This window comes from Nanhaiella sioensis (assembly GCF_046557775.1).
Classification (GTDB): domain Bacteria; phylum Bacillota; class Bacilli; order Bacillales; family SM2101; genus Nanhaiella; species Nanhaiella sioensis.
Genome location: NZ_JBKAEG010000001.1, coordinates 1353617 through 1372383 on the forward strand (window position 1 = coordinate 1353617; position 18767 = coordinate 1372383).

At 33.4% G+C, this 18767-nt stretch carries 22 protein-coding genes; 1 reads left to right on the forward strand and 21 read right to left on the reverse strand.

Annotated features, from left to right (window positions below; translation table 11 throughout):
• Positions 1-35: 35 nt before the first annotated feature.
• Positions 36-911, reverse strand: coding sequence for a nucleotidyltransferase-like protein (locus V1503_RS06310; protein ID WP_410625637.1), 876 nt, complete (start codon positions 909-911; stop codon positions 36-38).
• A 191-nt stretch (positions 912-1102) separates the two neighbouring features.
• Here V1503_RS06310 and V1503_RS06315 point away from each other — a divergent pair, with 191 nt between their 5' ends.
• The gene (locus V1503_RS06315) at positions 1103-1468 is read left to right on the forward strand and encodes a YgzB family protein (protein ID WP_214480459.1); all 366 of its coding nucleotides are present in this window, start codon (positions 1103-1105) and stop codon (positions 1466-1468) included.
• Between the two features lie 49 nt (positions 1469-1517).
• Here the strand turns inward: V1503_RS06315 and perR are convergent, their stop codons facing one another.
• The 20 genes from perR to V1503_RS06415 form a co-directional block, all read right to left on the reverse strand.
• Positions 1518-1964 (reverse strand): peroxide-responsive transcriptional repressor PerR, encoded by a 447-nt coding sequence (gene perR / locus V1503_RS06320; RefSeq protein WP_250886470.1) that lies wholly within the window; start codon positions 1962-1964, stop codon positions 1518-1520.
• A 666-nt stretch (positions 1965-2630) separates the two neighbouring features.
• On the reverse strand, positions 2631-3263 hold the full coding sequence (locus tag V1503_RS06325; RefSeq protein WP_214480460.1) for a response regulator transcription factor: 633 nt from the start codon (positions 3261-3263) through the stop codon (positions 2631-2633).
• The gene (locus V1503_RS06330) at positions 3256-4302 is read right to left on the reverse strand and encodes a histidine kinase (RefSeq protein ID WP_410625641.1); all 1047 of its coding nucleotides are present in this window, start codon (positions 4300-4302) and stop codon (positions 3256-3258) included. Before V1503_RS06330 ends, V1503_RS06325 begins: the two co-directional genes overlap by 8 nt.
• Positions 4299-5033, reverse strand: coding sequence for a cell wall-active antibiotics response protein LiaF (gene liaF / locus V1503_RS06335; protein WP_410625643.1), 735 nt, complete (start codon positions 5031-5033; stop codon positions 4299-4301). Before liaF ends, V1503_RS06330 begins: the two co-directional genes overlap by 4 nt.
• A 155-nt stretch (positions 5034-5188) precedes the next feature.
• Positions 5189-5824 carry a PspA/IM30 family protein gene (locus tag V1503_RS06340; protein WP_320258972.1) on the reverse strand — a complete coding sequence of 212 codons (636 nt, stop codon included), beginning with the start codon at positions 5822-5824 and terminating at the stop codon, positions 5189-5191.
• Between the two features lie 16 nt (positions 5825-5840).
• On the reverse strand, positions 5841-6191 hold the full coding sequence (locus V1503_RS06345) for a lmo0954 family membrane protein (RefSeq protein ID WP_410625646.1): 351 nt from the start codon (positions 6189-6191) through the stop codon (positions 5841-5843).
• A 171-nt stretch (positions 6192-6362) separates the two neighbouring features.
• Positions 6363-7160 (reverse strand): patatin-like phospholipase family protein, encoded by a 798-nt coding sequence (locus tag V1503_RS06350; RefSeq protein ID WP_410625648.1) that lies wholly within the window; start codon positions 7158-7160, stop codon positions 6363-6365.
• A gap of 55 nt (positions 7161-7215) precedes the next feature.
• A complete protein-coding gene (locus V1503_RS06355) occupies positions 7216-7905 on the reverse strand; it encodes a DedA family protein (RefSeq protein WP_410625650.1) in 690 nt (229 codons plus the stop codon).
• 17 nt (positions 7906-7922) lie between these two features.
• Positions 7923-9047: an MGDG synthase family glycosyltransferase gene (locus tag V1503_RS06360; RefSeq protein ID WP_410625652.1), complete on the reverse strand. Its 1125-nt coding sequence runs from the start codon at positions 9045-9047 to the stop codon at positions 7923-7925.
• 426 nt (positions 9048-9473) lie between these two features.
• Positions 9474-10175 (reverse strand): ABC transporter ATP-binding protein, encoded by a 702-nt coding sequence (locus V1503_RS06365; protein WP_410625654.1) that lies wholly within the window; start codon positions 10173-10175, stop codon positions 9474-9476.
• Positions 10172-10543: a GntR family transcriptional regulator gene (locus tag V1503_RS06370; protein WP_214480469.1), complete on the reverse strand. Its 372-nt coding sequence runs from the start codon at positions 10541-10543 to the stop codon at positions 10172-10174. Before V1503_RS06370 ends, V1503_RS06365 begins: the two co-directional genes overlap by 4 nt.
• Before the next feature lie 4 nt (positions 10544-10547).
• Positions 10548-11342 (reverse strand): hypothetical protein, encoded by a 795-nt coding sequence (locus V1503_RS06375; RefSeq protein ID WP_410625657.1) that lies wholly within the window; start codon positions 11340-11342, stop codon positions 10548-10550.
• Between the two features lie 313 nt (positions 11343-11655).
• Positions 11656-12126, reverse strand: a complete 471-nt coding sequence (bcp, locus tag V1503_RS06380; RefSeq protein ID WP_214480471.1) for a thioredoxin-dependent thiol peroxidase — start codon at positions 12124-12126, stop codon at positions 11656-11658.
• A gap of 476 nt (positions 12127-12602) precedes the next feature.
• The gene (locus V1503_RS06385; RefSeq protein WP_410629395.1) at positions 12603-13229 is read right to left on the reverse strand and encodes an FMN-dependent NADH-azoreductase; all 627 of its coding nucleotides are present in this window, start codon (positions 13227-13229) and stop codon (positions 12603-12605) included.
• 173 nt (positions 13230-13402) lie between these two features.
• Positions 13403-14110, reverse strand: a complete 708-nt coding sequence (locus V1503_RS06390; RefSeq protein ID WP_214480472.1) for a pirin family protein — start codon at positions 14108-14110, stop codon at positions 13403-13405.
• 255 nt (positions 14111-14365) lie between these two features.
• A complete protein-coding gene (locus V1503_RS06395) occupies positions 14366-14854 on the reverse strand; it encodes a MarR family winged helix-turn-helix transcriptional regulator (RefSeq protein WP_413785434.1) in 489 nt (162 codons plus the stop codon).
• An 80-nt stretch (positions 14855-14934) separates the two neighbouring features.
• The gene (locus tag V1503_RS06400) at positions 14935-15345 is read right to left on the reverse strand and encodes a potassium channel family protein (protein ID WP_214480473.1); all 411 of its coding nucleotides are present in this window, start codon (positions 15343-15345) and stop codon (positions 14935-14937) included.
• A 435-nt stretch (positions 15346-15780) separates the two neighbouring features.
• Positions 15781-16566 carry an ABC transporter permease gene (locus V1503_RS06405; protein WP_214480474.1) on the reverse strand — a complete coding sequence of 262 codons (786 nt, stop codon included), beginning with the start codon at positions 16564-16566 and terminating at the stop codon, positions 15781-15783.
• A gap of 4 nt (positions 16567-16570) precedes the next feature.
• On the reverse strand, positions 16571-17362 hold the full coding sequence (locus V1503_RS06410) for an ABC transporter permease (RefSeq protein WP_214480475.1): 792 nt from the start codon (positions 17360-17362) through the stop codon (positions 16571-16573).
• Positions 17355-18368: an ABC transporter ATP-binding protein gene (locus tag V1503_RS06415; RefSeq protein ID WP_410625662.1), complete on the reverse strand. Its 1014-nt coding sequence runs from the start codon at positions 18366-18368 to the stop codon at positions 17355-17357. Before V1503_RS06415 ends, V1503_RS06410 begins: the two co-directional genes overlap by 8 nt.
• Between the last annotated feature and the right edge of the window lie 399 nt (positions 18369-18767).

Below are 18767 nucleotides of genomic sequence, written 5' to 3' on the forward strand. Positions count from 1 at the left end.
GATAATTATACGTCAATATGCTTTTTTATATTTTTTTAATTACTTTCTACAGAATAACATCTGTGATAAATATGCTGACCCTTTGTTTCCACCTTATGCACATGAATATACCCACGCTCTATTAAAAATTCTATCATAATAGAAAGGTCTATTGAATAATGAGTAAGTTGTGAATGATTCATTATATCCTCATAAGTCCATGGTTCATCTTTGCTTGATAAAATCTCAAGTAAATGTTCAGAGCCTAGCTCAATTTTTGAACTGATAAGAAAATCACTGGCTAAAAATAATAACTCTAAATTTTTCTCTAATGTTTCTTCACCTTCAATTAATTTCTCATACAGCTTATAAATCTCAGGTTCAATTTGCTTTACTTGTCCCCAAACAAGAACCTCAGGATGAAACCCATTTTCAATAACCGCTAAACGTGCAAGGTGATGCAGCGCATGAACAACATAATTATACGCATCTAGATATTGCCTAGATTCATAAAATTTTTTACCTTCTAAATATCTTCTAATTAGTTTAGCAAATTCTACTCCCATTTTTAGTTTACGGTAGTCCCTAGGAAACATCTCTAACTCATTTTTAAGGTTGTGAATGTATTCATTTCTATCAAATAAAACCCGTCCATTCATTAACCATTCAGTAACTTTTCTATTAGAGCCTAATAATACCCATTCATTTAATTGGTTTTCATCTACAATATGTAAAGCAGCTTTGTTATGATTGAATTCATAATGTTTAATTTGAACCGATTGTTCTGAATCTTTTATAATGACTAATAACACAACATCAAATGTATCTGTGATAGAACTAACAGCTTCTCCCTTTTTTTCAACGATAATTACACCTAGTGTATTTTTATGACTCGCTCTTTCCTGATAAATGGGACGAAGTATATCTTCCATTTTAAATTCCCCCCTTTTTTGATAATAATTTATTCGATATTAATATGAAAAAACCTTTAATTTTTAAAGTTATTAATATCGAAACTATTGATATCAATAAATATACTCTCTTATGTCTATACAATGCAATTGTTAAGCGTGTACATTTCTATTTTAGTTATGCTATATTATTAAATTAGGAGGTTGACGGCATGGCTAAAAAATATTCAAGTAAAATAAACAAGATACGCACATTTGCGCTTAGTTTGATTTTCATTGGGGTTCTTGTAATGTATGGTGGAATATTCTTTCGATCATCTGTTGTTGTAATGACTGTCTTTATGATTTTAGGTCTTCTATGTATTGTAGCTAGTACGGTTGTTTACTTTTGGATTGGTATGTTATCTACAAAAACTGTTCAAGTAGTGTGTCCATCATGTCAAAAGCCAACAAAAATGTTAGGTAAAGTAGATATATGTATGTATTGCAATGAACCACTAACTCTTGATCCATCACTTGAAGGAAAAGAATTTAATGAAAAATATAATAAAAAAGACAAAAAAACAATAACCAAATAACATCTTATAAGATAATAAAAAGCTGATAGTCTTTTCGACCATCAGCTTTTTAATGCTTTTTATTTTGTTGACAATCTTCACATACTCCGTAAACTTCCATACGGTGATGGCTTACTTTAAATCCTGTCACATGTTCCGCTAAAGCTTCTACCTCATCCAATCCAGGATAATGGAAATCAACAATTTTACCACATTCTTCGCATATCACATGGTAATGATCTGTTGTAACATAATCAAAGCGGCTGGATGCATCTCCATAAGTTAGCTCTTTAACTAAACCTACTTCACGGAACACTCTCAAGTTATTATATACTGTTGCTACACTCATATTAGGAAATTTACCTTCAAGCGCTTTATAAATATCGTCAGCAGTTGGGTGTGACACATTATGAATAAGATACTCAAGAACCGCATGACGTTGTGGGGTAATTCTAACCCCTGTTTGCTTTAACGCCTCAAGAGCTTCTTTCAATTGGTCATGATGGGACACCGTCATGCACCTCTCTCCTAAAAAGATTCTTACTTTATAATATTTATAATTAGTCTACATTGTTATACTGAGTTTTGTCAATATATACACCTTTACTATATGAGATGAAATCTAATTTTACGCACTTTTCGAAAAAAATAATACAAATTATTTGATTAGTATCCACTTTTCAAGATTGTTCGGACTAGTTATTGTTTTACCTACTAAAGCGAAACAATTATGCAACTAGCGTTAAAGCTATGACAAGGGGATATAGCATCATCCTACATTGTTAATTTTAGCAAGAAATTAACAAAATGAGTTTCTTCACTTCAAATAAATAACAAGATCCTAACTTCTTGATACACAAAGCTACCTTGGCATTAATTGTTGCTTTTCATAATAAGAACTATACGAGTATATAACAAACGTTTGGAGGAACTTTTCTTCTCTAAAGCATATAATAAAAATCAATTTCTCGAATGTAAGTGAAAAAGCAATAAAGTTTACAAAAAGATCCATACACAAAAAAATGCGGAACTAAATCCCGCAAAATGAATTGTATTGAATACTGAGGAGGTATGCCCTACAATACTATCATACTCAACTAAGATGAATTCGTTTGGATGTTTGCCCCTATACTAAAAAAGATAGGCTTTGAGGTGAGATTTAAAAGGGGTAATATGTATATGATTACTTAACTAACGAGTGCTTAAATGCATAAATCACCGCTTGTGTTCGATCTTGTACTTCTAATTTACTTAAAATATTACTGACATGTGCTTTCACCGTTTTTAATGCAATATATAACTGATCAGCAATTTCTTGATTTGTTTTCCCCTCTGTCATTAATAGTAAAATTTCCATTTCTCTACTTGTTAGTTCTTCATGTAGAAGCTGAACATTTTTTTGTCGCATTTTCCGCATCATCTTCCCTGTTACTTCGGGTTCAAGGACTGACTGCCCACGATACGTTTCTCGCACTGCATTAGCAATTTCATTAGCTTTTGAAGTTTTTAATAAATAGCTCGTTGCACCTGCTTCTAAAGCAGGATATACTTTTTCATCATCTAAAAAACTCGTAACAATAATAATTTTCGCTTCTGGCCATTGATCGATGATCACCTGAGTTGCTTCTATCCCATCCATCTCCTTCATTACTAAATCCATAAGGATGATATCTGGACGTAATGAAAGTGCTAGTTCAACACCATCTTTCCCATTATCGGCTTCACCCACCACCTCTATGTCTGATTGGGCAGATAAATATGATGACACACCGATACGAACCATTTCATGATCATCAACAAATAATACTTTAATCACCAGCTTCTCCCTCATTTCTTAATATCGGTATTTTCACTTCAAGACGGGTACCATTATTTTTCACACTTACTATATTCATCGTACCACCTATTTCGATCGCCCGTTCATACATATTCTGTAAACCATAAGAACCTGCTTTCGTTTCTTCCACGTCAAAGCCAATTCCATCATCTACTACACGTAAAATAATTAGTTCGTCTCTTTGAATCAATAACACTTCAAGTTTAGTAGCCTTCGCATGACGCAAAGTATTTGATAACGATTCTTGTAATATTCTGAACAGATGATCTTCCACTCCTTTTTCCATAGGTGTCTCTTCAATCTTCCATTGGATCGACATTGATACTTTTTGAGATAATTCCACTAATAGCATCTCAATCCCTTCTTGAAGAGACTTCCCTTTTAGAGCAGCTGGCCTCAAATGAAGCAACAGGGCACGCATTTCTAGCTGGGATTGATGAATCATTTGTTCAACCATTTTTAGCTGTTTCGTTTCACGCTCATTTGAAAGGGGATTTGATTCGTTAATCGCAGACATTAACATAGATGCTGCAAATAGCTGCTGACTAACTGAATCATGTAATTCACGAGCTAAACGATTCCTCTCTTGAGAAATCATTTCTTGAATTCGTTGCTCTTGATCCTCCACAATATCATTAGCTAGCTTCCTTGATAATTTCGTCTGTTCCGACATCTTTCTTTGTATTTTGTCCATTCGATCATGAATAGCTTGAATTTCGCTGAGTGGAGCTTTTTCATCTACTTTTATTTTGTGACCAGTTTCCATTTGGTGAAGCATACCACTTATTGATATAAGTTGTTTTCTCCAAGACAATCCAGAGATCGCGCCAAAAAAAAGCCCAACAATAATACTGATGGCAACAATAAATAGTGCAAACGGTATCTCCATTATTTCTTTTTTCCACAAGACGTTCCATTCTGGTAATGGAAATACTAGAAATGTACCAATCATAGTCACTAGTAAAACAATCATTGACATACTTAAACCAATAATCAGCTGCTTTTGGATTGCATTCATACCCGCTTCACCTCAATATTCCCGACTATCATTGAGGTAATAATTTTTATTTTTTGGTCAACATTATCATATTGAGGGGTTTGTAAGCTAAACACTTGATTAAACATATTGGCATCATGTACTTCAAACACCGTTGATGAACCAATGAAAACCGAATGGCGAATACTAACTTCTAAATCATATGGTATGAGAACTTCAATATTACCTATAAAATTTCTAATAAAGATAATTGTTTCTCCCTTAGGAAGAACAGTATAACTTAAATCTATTATGGTGTTACCAATACCAGCTTGAATATTAACATCGTTCCATTCATATACATGAGATGGTGTTTGTTGTTGCCCGATTAAAATATTTTTCATGAGAGGTGAACGTGTAATTAATGTTTCCTCAGAAGTTATCAGTCCAGGTTCTTCTATTGTTGGCTTAATAGTAGTTGGTTCTTTTTTCGATTGTACGAAACTATTAATTAAGAAAATAATGATGACCAACAGCAAGAGTTTAAACGTCATCATCCCTGTTACACTTAATAATGTAAAAAGTAACCCAAACCAAAACAGAATTTTCCCACTAGCCTTTGGCATACGTTTTCGGCCAATATAAATTAAACTTATTGAAACGATTAGAGAAAAAATAACCCCACTGTTAAAAAATGAAACCTCTAGCAGTAGCATAGCGATTATTATTACTACAATCCAGCTTAATTGTTCTGTAGTTATTTTATTAAACATGGGTTTACTCCTCTCTGTATAAGACCTCTTCTTTTAAAATTGTATGGCTACTTGATAGGGCTCACACTATAAGTCAATTTTTAGAACCGAAAAGGCGCAGTTACCTACGCCTTCTAGCATACCATGTCTAGTCTAGATATTTGAATGCGTTTCTTCTAATTTACTTCTTTTTTTGCTTCCTTTTCTAATTGAGCAATCCGTGCGTCAATTGTGTTTCTAAAATATGAACTATTTACTTCATGTTCTAATCGATCTAGATAATTATCTATTTCTTCAAATTTAGTGAAAGGGCTGTTCTTTGCGTCATTCGAATTTATTACTTTGTTCATACGGTGATGTGCACGAGTAATATTCTCTCGACCCATAAGCTCCATTCGTCTAATGTGCATATCTTTTACCTTATGCTTCATTTCCTCATATTTTCGTTCAAGGACATCTACTTGTTGAGTAGCTTCTGTAAGTAAATTATTTAAGCGGTATGCTCGCTCTTCATATTGAGCTTGCTCTTGTACTGCAAAATCATATAATTCTTTTTCATCTGCTTGAGAAGCAATTTCAGCTTGTCGTTTTCTTTTTTCTGCAAATTGTTTTGCATGCTTATATTCGCGAGTAAATTCATCTTTTAATGTATATTGACGTTCTAATAATTTGCGGGCTTTTTCTGTTTCTTGCTCACATTGTCGCAAATACTGATTTAAAACCGCCACAGGATTTTTATGTTCTTTTCTATCAAGAGCATCATGTAAATCTGCTTCAATACTATTTCTTATACGTGAAATTATGTTAGCCATTTCTCGTCATCTCCTTTTAATTATACCTTTTCATTTCTGACCATTGTTTTTCGAAATTTACAAAGGGATCATCTGTTTTTTCTTCAATCGTATCTTGACTAGCATTCCATTTTTTATACACAATATATAAAACATAAGCGGCTGCAAAACCAATAACAGCTGGAATGTGTGACCCAACGATCATAAGAATCACAATACCGATTAACGCCCATCCGAATTTAGCGAATGTAGATTTAGTTTTCATAAACTGTTTGAAAACTAAATAGAGGATGAGAAGATTAATTGCTAATCCAACCATTGGTCCAAGTGATGAAATTAACACCATTGCAGCTATTCCACCGATTATAAACAAACCAACATTTTTCATTATTATGTTCCTCCTTTCTTAAGTCCATCATATCTATTTTTACACTTTTTCATAACGCGCCTGCGCTCTATTTTCTATTAAGACTCGAGTCCTAGTAACGATAAGACCCTAATATCAATTCATAGTGATTTGCGTTCTCATTCTATATAAAAAAGCCATTTAAACCCAGTATTAAACAACCTTTTGCTTATAAATGTTAGCAACACTTTCACTAGCATTCATATTTAAACTAGAAAAAGCTCCACATGCTTGTTGCTTTCCTAATTCAATATATCTGTCCATAGACTTTCTCTCAGAGCGAGCGACCCCTTGAAGGTCAATATTAATGATTAAATCCGCATATTTCTCTACGAGCTGGCTTGTATGATATTTACTTGCAACTCCTATATACCGTGAAAGCTGATGAAAAATATGTTTTGGGTTACTGTCTTTTGATCCTTTAATGCTCACCGCTGTAATATGTTGAGCTCCCATATCTTTCACCACATCTACTGGATTATTATTTAAAATATAACCATCAACGAGAAGTTGATTTCCATGTTTTACAGGTGCAAATATACCTGGAATAGCGATACTAGCATGAATCGCCTTAGCAACTTCACCTGACTTGATAATAACCAACTGTCCAGAAATAAGGTCTAAACTTATAATTGCTAACGGTATGTCAAGATCTGAAAAGTGCTTACCATTTGTAAGCTGAACTAATTTTTCATAAATCCGTTTTCCTTTTACCCATCCTTTTCTACCTACTTGTATATCTAACATTTTCCTAATTGATAAATCTTCTAGCTCATGTTCCATTTGTTCTGGTCCCATACCGCATGCATATAAACCTGCAATTAATGCACCTGCACTCGTACCAGCAATATGTGTAATATCTATGTTTTGAAATTGTAGTTCATTTAGAACTCCAATATGTGCTGCTCCCCTTAAAGAACCCCCACTCAGCGATAAACCAGTTTCCATCATTATTTACTTCCTCCTGTTTCTATAATTTTACATATTAGAGATCGATAGGAGTGAATTATTTCATTACCTCTTTTTTCCTCTCTTCACGGACCACACGAACCAACATATCCAACGCCGGAGCCAAGTTCTGCTGTTTTTCATTGTCTATCATTTCCTTTTTTTGAACTTGCCCCATTACTTCATTAGTATTGTTTGTTGCCTTCCACCATATATATAAAGCATAAATAAGCAGCACTACGATCAAGAATGAATAAATATAAATCTGGTATTCTTTGAAAAAATCTCTTATTGCTATTTCGTTCCCAAACTTACCTATTAATAACACCGAAAATGACCATGGTAAAATACCCAAAAATGTATGAATGGTATAAACGCTAGCCTTCACTTCGCTCATTCCTGCTATATATGAAATATAATTCCCCATACCAAATGGTCTAGATAAAGAAATACTCCAAGTCCCGTACTTTTGAAACCAACACTTGGCTTTGTTAATCCCCTTTTGAAGTTTTTTAGGAAATATAGAACTCATCTTTAAACCAATTAAATAAGGAATGAAGCTTGCCAATGTATATATCATTGCCATGCCAATTGAAATCACAACCAAATTAACATAGCTAGGGTTTAATAAAAATCCATACGATAATACAACTATTACCCCAGGGAAAGGTAATGAAGATCCTTCTAAAAACATTGAGATGAATAAACCAACAACTCCTAAATTTTGGACAATTTCAACAAAACTCAACTTAAAATGCCTTTCTTTTAGCCAACGTAACCAACCTCTATGCGGTTGGTCGTTTTCATAATTTGCAATAGTTGTTCATACGGGTTATGAAAACTTTGAACATGTTCTTCTATTCTACGTTGATGTTCTTCCCAGTTTTCTTTATTATTTAATTTGTCCATAAGTTGTTGATTTAGTGGGGTATTAGCATTTAGTTTGTACACGAGTGCTTTCTCTTGTAGGTATGCCAAATTAAAATCTTCTTGACCTGGTAAGGCAGATTCTATAAAGATAGGTAACCTTTTTTGCAAAGCTTCACTGACAGTTACTCCGCCAGGTTTCGTAACAATTGCATCAACATCTTCGTATAAGTCATTCATTTTTTCTCTAGAAGAGATATATGGATATGGAGTAATATAGGGGTTCTTGCTATTTTTGAGATCTTGATACAGTTTTTCATTTTTACCACATAATACAGAAAATTGAGTTGTTTCTCCTATATCAACTTTACTCAAGAAGTCTGTTATATTTCCTAAACCACTACTACCACCTGATATGAGAATATGATATCTCTCCTTTTGCTTAAACTGCCTGTTCATTCCATTGAATACTTCACTAATTGGTATACCAGTCAATATAATTTTATCTGGTGATAATCCGTTTTCATCTATTAAATATGTTTTCATTTGTTCGCTTGAAACAAAGTGAAAATCAACACCTTCTCTTCCCCATACATTATTAATAAAAAAGTCAGTATAAACATTGACTAAAGGTATGTCGATTTTATTTTTTACTTTTAAACAACTAACTAAAAATGATGGAAAACCATGTGTAGCTACTATTAAATCAGGTTTCTCTTCCTGCAGGAGTTTTTCCATATTCCTCAAAAAGAATAACTCATACCACTGTAAGGAATAATTTTTAGATGATGAATATCCAAAATTTTTATAAACCCATTCATAAGATTGCGGAGCTAGTTTAATCCATTTTAGGTAAAACGAAGTAATAAACTTTTCTAAAAGAGGATTTGAATGACTAAGCAAATCTATCTTCTTCGTTTTTACATACTGGTCATGACAATTAAATGAATGAATGAAAGCCTCTGAAACTTGATGATGCCCTGATGGCATTCTTAACAATGGTAAAAATAAAACTTTTTTCATCATTATTTCTCCCTTCCCTTTCACATATATCGAATTCACTAAGATTCCTCTGTTTAAGCTCCATGTTGCAATTAGGCTTCTATACAGTTGGGATTGACCATATAGAAAAGCCTCTCTACCTAATTCCGGTATTCATGTTAACTTGAACAAGTTCACCTTGGATTTAAGATATTCAAACTTTACGTAATTCAATCTTAGCGAATACAAGATTTTTACATAACGTGCCAGAGTATTATACTTCTCTAAGACTTAAGGCTTATAGATAATTAAGACTAACAATCAAGCTGTTACATTCAGTTTTGAATATACTTAAAAATCAGAAAAATAAACCTACACAAATCTTACGAATGAAAAAAAATAACCTCCCCATCCTTTCGTCATATATCTAGGTGAAGGGAGGTACATTTATTTTCTTTTTCAAAATCCTCAACTACTTTTAGGTTCATGTAAACTTTTCAAATAATCTACTATACCAATATTTTTTTCCTCATGTAAATGCTCAACATCAGTAACATTAACTACATTACCATCTCTAATTACAACAACCGTATCCAGTAAAGGTTCAACTTCATCCACTTCATGAGTTGTTATAATGACAGTTTGTTTTTCCAAATTGATAAACGATATGAGTCCTTTGACAACGGACTCTCTTACCATAGGATCTAGCCCTGAAAAAGGTTCATCCATTAATATATAAGGTACATCCCTAGCTAAAGATAATACTATTTTTAAACGACCTCGGTTCCCTTTAGATAAATGCTTAACCTTTTGATTTGGATCTAGCTTCATAAATTTCATAATCTCAAAAGCTTTGGATAACTGAAAATCTTCAAACTGAGTTGCAAAAAATTCTATTGTCTGCTTGACGGTGTAAAATGGATAATAATCATCTAACTCAGATAAATAGGTTACAACATGACAAATTCGTCTGTCAGCTTGCATATTACCTACTTTCACAAAGCCTTGCGAAGGTTGTATTAATCCAGCCATCAACTTCAAAAGGGTGGATTTCCCACTGCCGTTCTCACCGATAATTCCTATAATCTTACCTTCAGGAAATAATAAACTTACATTATGCAAAGCTGTTTTACCGATATATTTTTTCGTAACATTTTGTAATTCAATCATTTCATATTCTCCTTTACCATAAAGGATTGGATGTCTCTTATAATTTCATCTTGCTTAAATCCCATTGCAGTCATTTCTTGAATGAATTTCATAATGTGATTTGATTTAAGCTGTTCTCTTAACATTTCCAGCCTTTCTTCACTTTCTGATACAAAAGTCCCTTGCCCTCTTCTCGTTTCCACAATACCCACCCTTTCCATTTCGCTATAAGTTCGTTGAACCGTATTCGGATTTACCCCTGATTCAACTGCCATTTCACGAACTGATTTTAATTTATCACCCGGTTTTAACTCTCCCCTAACAATCTTATGACTAATCCGGTCTACTAATTGCATATAAATCGGTCTATTTGCTTGAAAGTCTTCCATTACTTTATACCTCCAACTTCTTGTCAATAAGCCATGATGATATGAAAAACAAACATGCGGTGAATATTAAGAAAAACAAGAGTGAACCTGCATAGATTGCTCCACTAACAAAAATACTAGGATAATATATCTCATAAGCACCCCACTCTAACATTACCTCGATGATTGATAAATTCATCAAAGAGTTAAAGAAATAAAGTGATACGATAATGATAAGGAAAAGTATTAATTTGGATCCTTTACCTATTCTAGTTTTAATGAAACGGTATATTACCCAAAAAAAGAGAACGGTGATTGAAAGTACTGTTGAGATACTAATAATATAGAACATCTCTAGCGAGGCAAAATTAAATATTTCAGCCAAAATTGGTGATTGTAATTCTCCGTATAGCGGAATGAAGTTAATTAATATAAAAATGATGATTGTTGCTTGTGAAATGATTAATGCACAAAAGCCATTTAAGAATTTACTAGCTATTAACTGAAACGACGGTTGAGGATTATGCAGCCATAAATGCATTTTTTTTGCTTCTTTATTCAAGCTAGAAAACATATATACACTTAAAAAAAAGACATGCAATACACTAATAGTTAACAACGGAATAAATTTAATTAAATGATCATCTATCACCTCTAACCCATTAAGTCCAATATCAAAGTTAGACCATGATAATTTTGAATAAAGGTACCACCCTAAAATAAAGGCTGCTGTATTTAAAATTAAAACAGCGACTAAATGACTTCTCATGAGTAAAAAATCTTTTTTCAATACCCCACTAAAGGAACTTGTTCCTACCATTTCGCTACCTCCTAATAATTTAATTCAATAATTGTTTTAGTGTTCTAGTTACATAGTACACCGTAACAATATAATTGTCAATATATGGACAAGTCTAAAATTGTATAAAAAAAGTGTAGAGAAATTATATATCTTCTCTACACTCTTAAAGTGAGTCTTTTTTGCATTAATTGTTGTTTTACGAACTAAAACACAACCCACGGCATCATTCTGCCATAAAACGATGACAACCGTATATGACCGCTCCCTGTCGTTTGGTATTATTAGCAACAAATGAAGAGAGCCTTATGAAAAACCGATTGATTTACCTTTGTTATTGTAAGTTATCCTTTATAAATTGTAGAGCTGATTCAACATGGTCTTTCACTCTAACTTTTCGCCATTCTTTTACCACATTTCCCTCTTTATCAATGACAAAAGTTGATCTTTCAATTCCCATATACTCTTTACCAAAGTTTTTCTTCAACTTCCAAACATCGTATTCTTCAGCAACTTTATGGTCTTCATCAACGAGTAATAAGAAAGGTAATCCATGCTTTTCAATAAATTTCTTATGCCTTTCGATTGGATCCGGGCTAATCCCAAGAATTACTGTATCTAATTCAGTAAACTGTTCATGTCTATCCCTGAAATCACACGCTTCGGTTGTACATCCAGGTGTCATGTCCTTTGGATAAAAATATACTACAACATTCTTGCCTAAATAATTGGACAGTTTAACTTCTTCACCAGTATTTGATAATAGTTGAAAATCAGGTGCTTTTTGATTAAGTTCTAAGCTCATAGTATGCCTCCATATAATAGCGACTGACATAGCTCGCCTTTTTTGAACACTTCTATGTAAAGTTTAACGCTAATAGGACAATAAAAACAAATGAATTGTTTTCAAACTCAAATACATATCTGCACAATATGTAAATTACTATTAATACTGAGTAATAACAGCTATTATGCTTTTATGTAATGGCTGTTTTCGCATTGATTGTTGCTTTTCGTAATACTAAGAACAGAATACGTATAAACACACTTCATCTTTTCTCATTTAAATTGAAGTCAATTGCATAAAATTATTATTGGTTACTGTTCTATATTAGTCTCAATAGCAACAAAGTTTACGAAAAGAGCCTATGTAATTGACATCGTTTTAGTGAGGAATTTGAAATTAGGGTACATTTTAATTTATTGGTACGATTACAACACCTTGGTTAAGCAACAATAAAAAACCACGTCTCTAATGTGACGTGGTTTTATTGTCATTATTTAAAATGTTTTTGCTACTTCTTTTGCTTTGTTAGCCGCATTTTGGAATATGTTCTCGGCATTTGAAGGGTCAAAGTTAACTCCTTCAACTACAACTGTTTGGAAATTCTGAATGCCTATGAAGCCCATAACAGTTTGTAAATGGCTTACAGTATGTTGCGCACTTGCTGCTGGGCCTTCTGAATAAATTCCCCCGCGCGCTTCTAATAAAACAACTGGCTTATCTTCTAATAACCCAACTGGACCATTTTCAGTATATTTGAATGTCTTTCCAGCAATTGAAATTGTATCAATATAAGCTTTTACCATCGGCGGGAAACCAAAATTCCACATTGGTGCAGCAAAGATCACTTTATCAGCAGCTATAAATTGATCAGTTAACTCATTCATTCTACCTACTTTTTCTTGTTCAGTTGCAGTAAGCTCTTGCTGTGCTGCGAATTTTCCCCATGCAGATAACACATCACCATCAATAAAAGGGATATTTTCATTATATAGATCTAACTCAATAATCTCGTCATTTGGATTTTCAGTTTTATACGCATCAATAAAAGCATTTGCTAAGCGTAATGAATATGAATCTTTCTCTTGTTTTGGATTTCCTTTTACAAATAATACTTTTGTCATTTTTTCTACACTCCCATTATTAGTTTTAAATTTATTTATAATATTATTAATAAATCCCATTGTTTATCCTCCTCATTAACATGTAGAAGTCAATAACCAAATTGGTTAATCACTTCCAATAAGGCATCACCTCCAATATTGTGACAACCTATGATTTCCTAAAGTGTGCTACGTTATGCTGGCAAATCAATTAGCATAAACCGAGACTGACCAACCCCATCTATATTTAGAGAAGTTACGTCTACAATACGTGCTGAATCTCTCTTATTTAATGTTGTATTTCCATTAAGAAGTAACTCTCCCTCAATGACGAAAATGAGCGTTTTTCTATCTTTATCTTGTGTAAACGTTATAGCGTGATCTGACTCTAAATCAGCTAAATAGATCGTTAGGTCTTGATTAATATCTGCTACTTTACTATTGTCAGGATGATTAGCGACAACAGGTAGTAAATGATTCTTCATCGCTCCGATATCAAAAGCTGTCTTTTCATATGAAGGAGTTACACCTTGTTCTTTCGGGAAAAACCAAAGCTGCAAAAAGTTAACATCTTCTTCACTAGATGGATTGACCTCCGAGTGATATATTCCAGTCCCTGCTGACATTCGTTGAATTTCACCGAAAGTCGTCGTTGCCTTATTACCTTGACTATCTTCATGTTGTAATTGCCCTGATAATACGATTGAGACGATTTCCATTTCCTGATGTGGATGTTTACCAAAGCCTCTTAAAGGAGCTACAACATCATCGTTAAGTACACGTAATGGACCAAAGGTTTCATTTTCTGGGTCATGATATTCCGCAAAGGAAAAACTTAAATGCGTTTTCAGCCATCCATGATTCATCTCATGTCTTGAATTAGCGGGAAATTTTTTAATCATATTCTCTCACCCCTTTAGTGTGTTGATACCAAAACCTCGTAGCTTCATACATTTATACAAATATAATCTAAAGATAGAATTCTCTAATTAGAGATATATTTGCAAAAAAATATTAATTACCTTAAACATCTCAATTCTATATATTATTAAATCGAGGTATCATTCGACTATTATGAACCAATTGAATTGTCATGAATTAATATATCACGAATTCAAGATAAATGCAACCAAAAAAATTTTGTTTCTAAATATTAACTATGACTGCGAAACATGAAATCCTACTTTTTTCCATAATCCAATCATCATCTGTTTTTCATCTTCTGTAAGCACAGAGAAAATCTCATCAATGACCTTTTTATGTTTCGGAAATATATCGTCCATTAACTCGACCCCAGCTTTGGTTATTGCCGCATAAGTTACACGACGGTCTTTCGGACAACCTTTTCGTTCAATAAGCCCTTTTTGCTCTAATTTGTCAACAACATATGTTATACTTCCACTAGCAATTAAGATATGCTCACCTATTTTTTGCAATGGAAATTTTTCTTTATTATATAATAAATCCAGCACACCAAATTCAGTTGTGTTTAAGCCATAGCTTTTAACATCTTTGCTAACAACATCTACAATCGAACGCTGTGCTTTTGACATTACAACAAATAGCTTAAGTGCAGAATTAATTTCTTTATTTTCTTCCATTATATCAAACCTCTCAATATCCAATATCTTGAATTCATTATACATAACACATCCTTCCGTGTCAATTTATCATCCCAGAAGCCCCCCTCCTCAAGCTTCGCTTCGTGGTGAGCTTAGATTTTTAATTAGCTCTCCTTCTTATCTACCTGAATAACTGTCTTCACTACAAAGGCTGCTGGTATTGTGTATCCTAATAATGCCTCTGCTATCGCAATCCATCTGCCGCCACCAACTGGTGTTATGTCACCATAACCTACAGATAATAATGTTATTGCACTGAAATACATACTTGTTTGTAGCTTAGTAAGAAAATCCCCTATTATATGTTGACCGTCTTCTTTTAATATTGAATAGCCATTTTCCTCAAGTATCGTATAGATTAACCCAAACCCGACTAATACCGTTATATAAATAGTAACTAACGCAAACAAATTCTCAAAGGATACTAATTGGTGGGCTTTTCGTTTTAAACTCCATATCGTTCTGACACTCATTATAATGCAAAAAAAAGTAAGCAAGACGATAAAACTCACCATTTCTACCCCTCCAATATTCCATCGATTAAACCTACTCTATATATACGAAAAAAAAACAAGCCTATTCTCGTTTGTACATAAATAAAGGCTTTTTTCAAAAACTTTGTTGCTATAGAGACGAGTTTAGGACAAAATAGATAAATTGACCTCATTTTAAATGAGGAAAGATGCCACGAACGCTTGGGTTATACGTATTTATTTCTTACGAAAAACAACAATCAACGTGAAAACAGCCTAAATTAATCGAACAAAATAACCTTAGCCTAATAAAACTTAGACTAAGGTTTTACATAAGTAGAGCCTCGGTTTATACAATGAAAAGTTGCCCCGGTATCATAGTTGTTTATCCAAGTTTATTTCTTAGTACGAAAAACATCAATCAATGTGAAACAACCATCGTATTAATATAAAGGCATAGAAATAAAATCCGTTATGCTAGTTGCCCGCCCCTCTATACTTTTTCACTCCTATGTTCCATATAACTACAGCTAAAACGAAAAACAAACTACCAATAATTGGAGTAATAAAAGAATATCCATACCACTCTGTTCTCTTAAGAAAATACGCAGCTGGATACACTCCAACAAATGCAAATGGTAATATCCATGTTAATATGTAACGAATTACTTTATTATAAATATCAACTGGGTATCTTCCATAGTTCCCGATGTTATACATCATAGGCATAATTGATGTCCGAGCATCAGACCAAAAGCCTATACTAGCAATCATAATAAAAATCCCGGCATAGACAAGTGCGCCGCCGATTACAAATAATATAAAAATTACTACATCATACCAGTGAAAAGCTAACTCCAATTGATAAGCTGCATAACTCATTATCGCAATTCCTGTCACGCCACCAAATAATGACTCAAGCTCCATCCTCTCAAGCACAATTTGAAATAAACTATGAATTGGTCTAGTTAAAATACGATCCATTTCACCTTTAACAATATACCTCTCATTAAAATCCCAAATATTAAAAAAAGATGTAAACAAAGCGAACGGTACAAGGAAGAAGCCGTAAATAAAAATGATCTCTTCCCTACTCCACCCATTTAGCAATTGGGTATGACCGAATACCACTAATATAAACACGAGATTTACACCTTGAAATAATAAGTCAGATAAAATTTCAACGACTAAGTTTGCTCTATATTGTAATCTCGTTTTTAAATATTGACTAACGTATTGAAAAAAAGTCGATATGTAAAACACGTTTTTATCCTCCTTGAATGATGAGCTGCTTTTTAGCACTATTCCATAAAAGCTTAATAGGTATGACTAATACGATTGCCCATATAAGTTGGAACATAAGTGCTTCAATGATGTCATTTCCTTTGAATCCTTCAGTAAATATCATACTCGGAATATAGCTAATTGCCTGAAACGGAAAGAACATCATAACTTCTTGTGCCCATAATGGATAAAAGCTAATAGGTAGCAGTAGTCCTGAAAAAAGGTCAATCACTACTCTTTTTGCACGGATTAAGCCATCGTTATTAAATAAAAAGAACGTCATAATTCCGGTAATTAGGTTAATTTGAGTATTTATAATGAAGCTTAAAACAATTGCAATAATAAAATAAAGCCATGTTGATACACTAGTAGAAAAATTAAAGGGAAAAATTAATCCTACAATAAACATACCCGGTAAAGAAAAAAACAACAAACGAAATAAACCTTCTCCTAATCCCTGCATCGTCTTCATACCTAAATAGTTGTATGGACGTATGAGTTCTATCGCTACCTTTCCTTCACGGATCTCCATCGCAATCTCTCGATCAATATTATTAAAATAAAAAGCTCTAGCCATCCAAGCTACTGCTACATACGTAGTCATTTGTATAACAGACAATCCTTGTAACTCGCCCTTATCACCATAGATTGCTGTCCATAAGAAGTAGTATGCACCTATATTTATACTGTAAATTAAAATCCCACTGTAATAGTTTGTTCTATAAGCCAGCATCATTAAGAAGCGTATTCTAATCATTTCTATGTATTTATCCATTAACAACGCCTTCTTCGTATATATTTCTTATAATTTCTTCAGTAGCAACCTCATTAATATTAATATCTTTAATTTGGTATACTGCCACAATTCTTCGAATGAGCTCTGAAATGATTATTTCTTCATCTCTGACATTCGCAATCCAAACATTCATTCTTTCGTGATTTTGCCACTTAACATCTAGATCACCAGTATGCGACAATAATTCAGCTTCATTTATTTCCTTCGTAAATTGAAACTGTATTTGTTTACCATCACCCCAATTTGATCGAAGTGCTTGTAATGAACCATCATATATTATTTTCCCTTCATCAAGCATGACAACACGCTCACATAATGCTTCAATATCCGATAAATCATGTGTCGTTAATAATATTGTTGTTTTATATTTTTCATTTATTTCTTTTAAGAATTTCCTAATTTTAAGCTTTACTAACACATCTAAACCAATTGTAGGCTCATCTAAAAATAATAACGGGGGGTTATGGATAAGAGCTGCAGCTAGTTCACAGCGCATACGTTGACCCAAAGACAACTTTCGCACAGGCTTATCCAACAAAGGTCCAATATCTAACGTTTCAATAACGTGTCCCATATGATTGTTATAGTCTTCATCAGACACTTGATATATTTTTTTTAATAACCTAAATGATTCTTGTACCGCAATATCCCACCATAATTGTGACCGCTGACCAAACACTACCCCGATTGTTCTTACGAATTTTTCACGATCTTTATGAGGGTTCATCCCATTCACGCGAACACTTCCAGACGATGGAGTTAAAATACCTGTAAGCATTTTAATCGTTGTTGATTTACCAGCACCATTCTCTCCAATGTAACCTACCATTTCTCCTTCTTTAATCTTTAACGATATATCATCAACAGCATGAATTAACTTATAATTTCGAGTAAATAAATCTCGAAACGCTCCCTTTAACCCAGCTCGACTTGAAAAAGACTTAAATTCTTTGTTCAGTCTATCTACTTCTATTACATTCTTCATTTTTTTCCCTCCAACTACACACGATAAGAACTAGTTTATATAAATATTGTGAATGAAACAAATACAAAGCATACAGCATACCAAAAATATATTTTGATAGTATAATAAATAAAAGCGGAGCCGACTCATTTCTACCTAACATCAGCCCACGTCCTGTGGGCAACGGCAGAAAGTCGTCATCCATGACTCCACTCGACTAGCGTTGGAAGCTTTTCAACTGAAGACGCTTTTTGTCTTCTGATGAAAAGGTGAAACGACTCGAGAGGCTAGGAGGCGGAGCTGGACAAATATAAAAGCGGAAGCGCATCGTTCATCCCCGACAAGCACTGGAAGCATTTCATTCGAAGGCGCTTTTTGCCTTCAAATGAAATGGTGAAGTGACCTCGAGGGGATTGGCGC